At 57.8% G+C, this 507-nt stretch carries 1 protein-coding gene; it reads left to right on the top strand.

What is annotated here, in order from left to right; genetic code table 11:
• On the top strand, positions 1-459 hold a 459-nt coding region (locus tag GJ693_RS16685), incomplete at its 5' end, for an SDR family oxidoreductase (RefSeq protein ID WP_156257305.1).
• Between the last annotated feature and the right edge of the window lie 48 nt (positions 460-507).

Genomic DNA, 507 nt, shown 5'->3' with positions numbered 1-507 from the left:
GCGGACTTCCGCGAGCGTGTAATTGCGATCAATCTGGAGGGCCCCATCAATATGCACCATGTGGTGCTCAAGCGCATGGCGGAGCGCAAGCGTGGCCGTGTGGTAACCGTGGCATCGGATGCTGGCCGCGTTGGGTCCTCCGGCCAGGCTGTTTATTCGGCCTGCAAGGGTGGGCTGATTGCATTCACAAAGACCATGGCACGCGAGATGCTGCGTTATAACGTGATCCTTAATTGCGTCTGCCCTGGCCCGACGGACACTCCCATGTTGCGAGCCTTTCTTGACGAAGGTGAGCGCGGAAAACGCGTTTACGAAGCACTGAAGGATGCGATCCCCATGAGGCGGCTTGGACAGCCGGAGGATATTCCGGGAGCTGTGGTGTTCTTTGCAAGCGATGACGCAAGCTTTATGACTGGACAGGTGGTCAGCGTCTCCGGCGGCCTTACGATGCACGGTTGAAACCAAGATGAATATCGCAACAATCCTGCGTGACGCCGCGCCGCATTA

The sequence above is a fragment of the Sandarakinorhabdus oryzae genome (assembly GCF_009733735.1).
Taxonomy (GTDB): Bacteria; Pseudomonadota; Alphaproteobacteria; order Sphingomonadales; family Sphingomonadaceae; genus Sandarakinorhabdus; species Sandarakinorhabdus oryzae.
This window is presented reverse-complemented; position numbering and strand designations above follow the sequence as displayed.